At 28.0% G+C, this 7,879-nt stretch carries 11 protein-coding genes; 4 read left to right on the forward strand and 7 right to left on the reverse strand.

All coding sequences use genetic code 11. The features are described 5' to 3' along the window. Window positions 1-158: 158 nt before the first annotated feature. Window positions 159-1,253, forward strand: a complete 1,095-nt coding sequence (locus ABHC41_RS09900) for a PfkB family carbohydrate kinase (RefSeq protein ID WP_271893762.1) — start codon at window positions 159-161, stop codon at window positions 1,251-1,253. Further along, window positions 1,247-2,167: a pseudouridine-5'-phosphate glycosidase gene (locus ABHC41_RS09905; protein ID WP_271893761.1), complete on the forward strand. Its 921-nt coding sequence runs from the start codon at window positions 1,247-1,249 to the stop codon at window positions 2,165-2,167. The genes ABHC41_RS09900 and ABHC41_RS09905 overlap by 7 nt, the downstream gene beginning before the upstream one ends. 172 nt (window positions 2,168-2,339) lie before the next feature. Here ABHC41_RS09905 and ABHC41_RS09910 read toward each other — a convergent pair whose 3' ends face one another. The 4 genes from ABHC41_RS09910 to ABHC41_RS09925 all read right to left on the reverse strand — a co-directional run bounded on the left by ABHC41_RS09910 (window position 2,340) and on the right by ABHC41_RS09925 (window position 4,418). After that, window positions 2,340-2,639 carry a YxeA family protein gene (locus ABHC41_RS09910; protein WP_271893758.1) on the reverse strand — a complete coding sequence of 100 codons (300 nt, stop codon included), beginning with the start codon at window positions 2,637-2,639 and terminating at the stop codon, window positions 2,340-2,342. 357 nt (window positions 2,640-2,996) lie between these two features. Continuing rightward, window positions 2,997-3,158, reverse strand: coding sequence for a hypothetical protein (locus tag ABHC41_RS09915; RefSeq protein ID WP_092921550.1), 162 nt, complete (start codon window positions 3,156-3,158; stop codon window positions 2,997-2,999). Window positions 3,159-3,167: 9 nt separating this feature from the next. Next, a complete protein-coding gene (locus tag ABHC41_RS09920) occupies window positions 3,168-3,665 on the reverse strand; it encodes an SEC-C metal-binding domain-containing protein (RefSeq protein WP_092921552.1) in 498 nt (165 codons plus the stop codon). Between the two features lie 36 nt (window positions 3,666-3,701). After that, window positions 3,702-4,418 carry a UPF0489 family protein gene (locus ABHC41_RS09925; protein WP_271893755.1) on the reverse strand — a complete coding sequence of 239 codons (717 nt, stop codon included), beginning with the start codon at window positions 4,416-4,418 and terminating at the stop codon, window positions 3,702-3,704. A 237-nt stretch (window positions 4,419-4,655) separates the two neighbouring features. Between ABHC41_RS09925 and ABHC41_RS09930 the strand changes: the two genes are divergently transcribed. Beyond that, on the forward strand, window positions 4,656-4,832 hold the full coding sequence (locus tag ABHC41_RS09930; RefSeq protein ID WP_271893753.1) for a hypothetical protein: 177 nt from the start codon (window positions 4,656-4,658) through the stop codon (window positions 4,830-4,832). Window positions 4,833-4,935: 103 nt separating this feature from the next. Here ABHC41_RS09930 and ABHC41_RS09935 read toward each other — a convergent pair whose 3' ends face one another. Together ABHC41_RS09935 and ABHC41_RS09940 are read right to left on the reverse strand one after the other, a co-directional pair. Continuing rightward, the gene (locus tag ABHC41_RS09935) at window positions 4,936-5,607 is read right to left on the reverse strand and encodes an RluA family pseudouridine synthase (protein WP_195581679.1); all 672 of its coding nucleotides are present in this window, start codon (window positions 5,605-5,607) and stop codon (window positions 4,936-4,938) included. Continuing rightward, complete coding sequence (locus tag ABHC41_RS09940; protein ID WP_092921558.1) at window positions 5,607-6,479, reverse strand: class I SAM-dependent methyltransferase; 873 nt, start codon at window positions 6,477-6,479, stop codon at window positions 5,607-5,609. Before ABHC41_RS09940 ends, ABHC41_RS09935 begins: the two co-directional genes overlap by 1 nt. A gap of 184 nt (window positions 6,480-6,663) precedes the next feature. On the opposite strand from ABHC41_RS09940, the gene ABHC41_RS09945 reads away from it, so the two are divergent. After that, window positions 6,664-7,389, forward strand: coding sequence for a DUF3298 and DUF4163 domain-containing protein (locus ABHC41_RS09945; protein WP_092921560.1), 726 nt, complete (start codon window positions 6,664-6,666; stop codon window positions 7,387-7,389). Between the two features lie 53 nt (window positions 7,390-7,442). On the opposite strand, the gene ABHC41_RS09950 is transcribed toward ABHC41_RS09945, so the two are convergent. Next, a partial coding sequence (locus tag ABHC41_RS09950; protein ID WP_243240043.1) for a pyridoxal-dependent decarboxylase occupies window positions 7,443-7,879 on the reverse strand: 437 nt, incomplete at its 5' end.

Genomic DNA, 7,879 nt, shown 5'->3' on the forward strand with positions numbered 1-7,879 from the left:
CCTAATAACTGTTATCTTAATCTATATTATGTTCGATACTTTTTTTTGTTCCTTAAGAATAAAAACATTTTATTGTTGAAAAATTGGAAAGATAATGTTAATATAATATTAAACAAATGCTTATCGATATAAGCAAATATTTATTTCAGGAGATAAATATGACTGATAGAGAAAAAGAAATTTTAGATATTTTGAAAGAAAATCCTATGATTTCTCAACAAGAACTAGCGGATAGACTATCTATAACTCGTTCTTCCACTGCAGTACATATAACTAACCTAATGAAAAAAGGTTATATCAGGGGAAAAGGTTATATATTAAATAAAAGTAATTATGTAACTGTAATCGGCGGTTCTAATATGGATATTCAAGGGTCTACTAACTCACCTCTTGTTATGTTTGACTCTAATCCAGGTAAGGTTGATATATCTTTAGGTGGTGTCGGGAGAAATATAGCTGAAAATATGTGTAGATTAGGGGTAGATACTAAGCTTATTTCTGCCATCGGAAATGATTTATATGGAAATAAGATACTATCAGAATGTAAAGGACTTGGAATAGATGTTGAAGATTGCTTTGTTTCCAATGAAATGCCGACTTCAATATATGTTTCAATATTAAATGATTCTAATGATATGCAAGTAGCTATATCTCATATGGACATTTTAGAAAAAATAGATACTTCATATATAAACTCAAAACATCAGTTTATTAATGAGTCATTAGCAATTGTAATAGATACAAATTTATCTAAAGAGGCTATAGAATATATAACCTCTAAGTATTCTCATATTCCTATATTTGTTGATACTGTTTCAACAGCAAAGTGTATGAAGATAAAAGATATAATAGGACGATTCAACACTGTAAAGCTAAACAAACTTGAAGCCGAAGCTTTATCTGGAATAGAAATAAATAATTTAAAAGACTTAGAACTTTGTTCTAAAATCCTATTAGATCAAGGAGTAAATAAAGTATTTATTACACTTGGAAAAGATGGTGTATTTTCTGCAGCTAAAGAAAATTTCATTAAATTAGATGGAGTAAAGGTTGATATAGTTAATGCAACAGGGGCAGGAGATGCATTTACAGCAAGTTTAGTGTATTGTCATATGAATGATTTTGACCTAGAGTATACAACTAAATTCTCTGTAGCATCATCAATAATAGCGCTATCACATAAAAATACAATAAATCCAAATATGTCTGTAGACAATGTTGAAAAAATACTTAAGGAGATGATTTTATGTTAGAAAAATATTTACAAGTACATCCAGAAGTTAAAAAAGCTATAAAAGCAGGGGAACCAGTAGTTGCATTAGAGTCTACTATAATTTCTCATGGTATGCCATATCCTAAAAATGTAGAAATGGCAAAAAACGTAAGTAAAATAATAAGAGAAAATGGAGCAGTTCCAGCTACAATTGCTATCATAGATGGTGTGTTAAAAGTTGGCCTTACTGAAGAAGAAATAGAATTCTTAGGAACAAGCAAAGATGTTGTTAAAGCTAGTAGAAGAGATTTACCTTTTATTATATCTAAAAAATTAACTGGTGCTACTACAGTAGCTACTACTATGATATTAGCTGATCTGGCAGGAGTTAGAGTATTTGCCACTGGTGGAATTGGTGGAGTTCATAGAGGAGCAGAAAAAACTTTCGATATATCTGCTGATTTACAAGAATTAGCTAATACAAATGTTGCTGTTATATGTGCAGGAGCTAAATCTATATTAGATATAGGTTTAACATTAGAATACTTAGAAACTAACGGTGTACCTGTAGTAGGATTTGGTACAGATGAATTCCCTGCTTTCTACACAAGAAGAAGTGGATTTGGTGTTGACTATAGAGTAGATTCTTCTATGGAAGTTGCTACTGCTTTAAAAGCTAAATGGGACTTAAATTTAAAAGGTGGTATGGTTATAGGTAATCCAATACCTACAGAACACGAAATGGATTATGATACTATAACAAATGCTATAGAATCTGCTTTAAAAGAAGCTGAAGAGAAAAATATAGCAGGTAAAAAAGTTACTCCTTTCTTATTAGATAAGGTTAAGACAATAACTGCTGGTAAGAGTTTAGATTCTAACATAGAGTTAGTTTATAACAATGCAAGAGTTGCAGCTCAAATAGCGAAAGACTTAGCAGACATAAACAACTAATATAGTACCATTAGATTATTATTGACTTAGGTATTAAAACTATTAATTTTATAATAATATATCTAATAATTTATTATACTTAAAATGCACATTAGTAAATAATGTGCATTTTGTTATGTTATAGAATTAAAATTTTCTACATTATCAAACTTATTGTACTTGGAAAATCATATTACTTCATATCTAATTCTTCTTTAGCTAATTTAGGTACGTCGTTAATATTTACTTCCTCAAAACTATCAACCCCATAGATATCTTTTTTCTCTCCAGTGCCTCCAACATGTACACATATATATGCACCTTTCTTCAAGTTTTTATCTGCATAAAAACTTACCTTAATTGACTTACCTTTTTTGTTATAGGCTGTTGTCTCATATTTGTATATCCAAGGATTTTTTTCTTTGTTATTTTCAATCACACCATCTTGTTCTATTTTTACAAAATACTTATCAGTTCTAATTGATGTTCTCATTTCATCTAAAAAAAAGATCTTTGTTTATCTTAACCCCCATATATATACCTAGTGTTAAGATACCTATAATAATTATACAAATCAAATTTTTAAAATAATTCTTTTCTTTTTTCAAAATCATTAACTCCTTTATTATCTATTTTTTCTTCATTTGATTAAAATATATTATTATTGTTAAATCAATATATTTTATTGTTTCTCAATAAATAATATATATTATTAACTAGATATAAAGTTACGAAAATAAAAAAGAACATATAAATATATCAATTATAAACAATCTTCTGCAAACATATTTAAAGCACTAACTAAAAAAGGTTACTCCAATAATTCAAAATCATCAGAGTAACCTACATATTAATCTTCTTTTAAGTTAGGTATTACTTTTTTTATTTCTTCTATTTGATGCCATGTTCTTTCTAGACTGTTTTCAGATATATAGCTTTTTACTTCACTTAAGTTTGTAAATTCCTTTACTGATAAATCATCCTCTTCGTTCATGTATCTTAGAATAAACATAAATTTACCTTACTTTCCACAACACTTCTTATATTTCTTTCCACTTCCACATGGACAAGCGTCATTTCTTCCAACCTTTTCTTCTTTAACAACTGTCTTAGATGTCTTGTAAGCTTTTTGTAATTCTTTTCTCTTAGCTTCTGGTAATATTTCATTCCAGCCTGGTAAGTTATATAACCAATGAGCTTCTACAGCTACCATATTGTAGTATAACTTTTCCCAATCTATATCTAATTTTATAGTACTATCTGCTTCTATAGTTTCTAATGTTATGTCTTCTTTTAAACTTTCACTTATTCCATCTATGAATCCCATGAAGTATTCAACTGATGTATTGTACTTAGCAGCTAACTCGCTAACTACACCTTCTACAACTTCTTGCTTATTGTTTAATAACTCGTTGTATATTGAAGCTTCTACCTTTAAATAATCTTCCCAGAACTTTACTTCTGCTTCTTGACTTTCATGGTTATCACTTAAGTTTCTCCATTCAGTATATAAACTCATACGTTTTTCCTCCTAAAACCTTCTATAATATAATTATTAGATTAACTCTTCTATTATATCACAATTAAATAATTCTTTTAATACTTTTATAGCATACTCTTGGTCTATAAAGAAAGGGCTACTTGCTATAGTTATAACTTTGGCACCTTTTATTAATTCCTTTATTTTAGATATTCTCTTATCATAAGAAATATACTCCATATCTTTAGAAAATATGTCTAAATCTATATCTAGCACATACTCTCCTTCTATATCCATTTCAAATCCATAAGAACTATCAATTATTATTACTTCTGAAAAAATATTGTGCTTTAATGCTGGTTGTATAAAGTTGCCTACATTAAGTACTTCATTTGTATATCTAAATACATCATCAAGACTATTCATATCTACATTGTAATTTTCAGGTTCCCTCATATCTTTATGTTGGTCTACATGCACTAGTTTACAACCTTTTTTAAACTTATTTGATTTCAAGCTATTTATCCAAAAGTAAAGAGCATGGTTGTGATTATCGAAAATATAAATGTCCTTATCTTCCGTTTTATAAAAAACCATATTTTTAAGGCCCTTAGCCTTTATCTCTTTATCTTCATCAATCTCATTAAACACTATTTCTTCACCAACAGTAACATCTTCTAATGTACCTTCTATTAATGATGGAACAAATATACTTTTATTACTTCTTTCCTCATAAGAGAATATATTATTTCCCATTGGTCTATCTATATAAAATCCTTTGTATCTATCCATAATATCTCCTTTTATTTTAATTTATTGTCTAAATTATTATACTATATAGTTTACATTTTTTTATTTTCTAATTACCTATCTTTTATCTTACACTAATGTAATCAATATGTTATCTATACGTAAGGCTTTTTTTGTATATTTATCTTATAATATGTATATAGAAAGAACAACTTATTTAAATTTTAAAATATCAATTATTTAACATAGACTATTAAATATTTTAGGAGGAATTATAAAATGATAACATTAATATTAACAACAATATTTTTAATACCTTTAGCTTTAACATTTTTAGCTTATGCAACAACTAATGGTTTTTGTGTTAATCCTACGCAATATAATACTGAAGAAGATTCTATAGACTTAATAAATCTAAATAGTGCTTTAGCATTAAGTTTTGATAATAACTTATAAATTAAAAAGTGAAGTACTTCAAGATTATTAAATAATTTTGAATTACTTCACTTTTTTAGCTTATATGAAAATATTTCATATAATTTATCAAATACAATATTTTTTATTTAACGAATAAATTCCAAGGATGTTCTTGTGGTGGTTCACAAACAAACTCCATTCTTTCCTTTGTTGTAGGATGGTCTATTTCTATCTTATGAGACCATAAAGCTATTTGCTGTCCAACTTTATTTACATCTTGTCCATATCTTTGGTCTCCAAATAGAGGATGTTTTCTACTTGAAAATTGTACCCTTATTTGATGAGGTCTTCCTGTTTTTAAGTCTATTTCAACTAAGCTAAATTTACCCTTAGTACTTAAAGTTTTATAACTTAATTCAGCATTCTTTGCTTCTTTATGGTCTTTTTTTACTACACTAACCATATTAGTTTTTTTATTCTTATAAAGATAATCTTTTAAAGTATCACTTTCATTGTTCATTGTTCCATGTATAACTGCTCTATATGTTTTTTTAAAAGTTTTAGTTCTTACTTGATCAGATAACCTAGATGCAGCTTTTGATGTTTTGGCAAACACCATAACTCCACCAACTGGTCTATCTAATCTATGTACTAATCCTATATAAACATTTCCTGGCTTGTTGTACTTTTCTTTTACATACTGCTTTAAAAGATTTACCATATCTTTATCATTTGTATCATCACCTTGAGATAGTATATTTACAGGTTTTTCTACAACTAGTAAATGATTGTCTTCGTATATGACTTTAATCATTACTTAGACTCCCATCTTCCAAATATACCACATGGTAATACCTTACCATCTTTAGATGCAGGTATACCTATCTCTCCGCCATATATTTTACCACCTTTAGCCTTCTTAGCTACTGTAGCATCTAATATATGTTCAAGTATTATTGGTGATAATCCTGTTGTATATGAATTTATTAAGAAGAATAAAGGTTTATCTGATAATACTTTTGTGCATAACTCAACTAAACCATATAACTTATCTTCTATTTGCCATACTTCTCCCTTTGGTCCTCTTCCGTATGAAGGTGGGTCCATTATTATAGCATCATATTTATTACCTCTTCTTATTTCTCTTTCTACGAATTTAACAACATCATCAACTATAAATCTTACTTTTCTATCCCCTAAGCCTGATGTATGTAAATTTTCTTTAGCCCAAGTTACCATACCTTTAGATGCATCTACATGGCATACTTCTGCTCCTGCTGCTGCACAAGCTACTGTTGCTCCACCAGTATATGCAAATAAGTTAAGTACTTTTATTGGTCTACCTGCATTTCTTATTTTATCCATTGACCAATCCCAGTTAGCTGCTTGTTCTGGGAATAATCCTGTATGCTTAAATCCTGTTGGACTTATATTAAACTTTAATTCTTTGTAGCTAACAGTCCATTTCTCTGGGTACTTTTTTTTATGCTCCCATTGTCCTCCACCTCTACTACTTCTGTGGTAGTGTCCATGAGGATTTTTCCATAATCCACTTTCATGTGGTATTGGCCACATAACTTGAGGGTCTGGTCTTCTTAAAACTATATCTCCCCAACGTTCTAGTTTTTCTCCGTTACCCATATCTATAAGTTCATAGTCTTTCCATTTATCTGCTAATAATAACATTTATGTCCTCCTAAAATTTTTATTCTTAATCTATGTATTATATCATATATTTAACTAATATTTTCGGTATTTTCAATACTTTATATACTTATTCTTATGTATATATAATTTTATTTTTTATTAATTTTATTTAGTTTCCTAGCATATTCTATATAATAATTGATTTTTAATAGGGGGCGATTTTATGATGAGAAATTCTCAAGTTGGATACAACTGTATATATAATTTGTTGCATGTAAAATTTAATGAAGACTTTGGGAGAGATGGAAAATTTTCATACGATTTACAGTATCCTTCTTTTTATGCTTTTAAAAATACATATTTTAAGGTTAACCCTTCTATACTTTCCCAATTAAATAGTACTATAAAGGCCAATGTCAATGACTTTAAGGAAGGAACCTTAAAAGAAGAAGAAGAAATGGATAGAAAGTTTAATATTATGTCATGCTATGCTGTTACATTTAATAAAAACTATGTACTAAGCTCAATATTAACACTTAAAGGATTTGTAGAAAATGAAGGCCTACTTTATAACCAACTTAATAATTTTAATATTGACTTAAATAATGGAAAAACTATCTACCTTAGAGATATTTTTAAAGAAAATGTTGATTATATAACACTTATTACTAACTATGTTAATTATAAAATAAGTCAAAATAGAGATTTATATTATGAAAACTACGATTTATATATTCCAGAAGATCAGGCTTTTTATATAACAGATGACGGAATCGTTATATACTTTGAGTTAGATGAGATAGCACCTAAAGATATAGGAGTACCTAAGTTTAAAATGTCCTTTGAAAAATTTGCCCCTTACATTAATCCTAGGTTCTTTTGTTCTCCTCAAAATATTAACACTTTAAATAGTAGACACTTTAGATATTACCTTAGAAAAAATATGTAATTACAAAAAGAGTATGACGAAGTCATACTCTTTTTAAATAATTTTTGTGATTCTTAATGAGTAAATCCATATTTTTTATTTTCTTGTTTTTTACCATGAACTAATACATTGGCATTATTTAAATCATTTATAGCCATTTTTAAGTCTCTTATGAATAATTCAGCCATATCATGACTTAAGTCTGCTCTACATACTATACGTTGTATTATTGTATTTTGTAGATTAATTGGTAATGGATATGCTGGTATTTGCCATCCTTTCATTGCTAATCTATCTGCTAAATCATATAATGTCCATTCTACATTTACATCATCTTTTAATCTATAACATACTATTGGTAAATTTTCTCCATCATTATAGATTTTGAATAAACCAGTAGCTTCTATTTCTCTACTTAAATACATTGCAACATCTTTTGTACGTTGATGTATTTGTCTATATCCTTCAAATCCAAGACGTAAGAAGTTATAATATTGTCCTATAACTTGAC

It is taken from the genome of Romboutsia sp. 1001216sp1 (assembly GCF_039841805.1).
GTDB lineage: Bacteria > Bacillota > Clostridia > Peptostreptococcales > Peptostreptococcaceae > Romboutsia_C > Romboutsia_C hominis.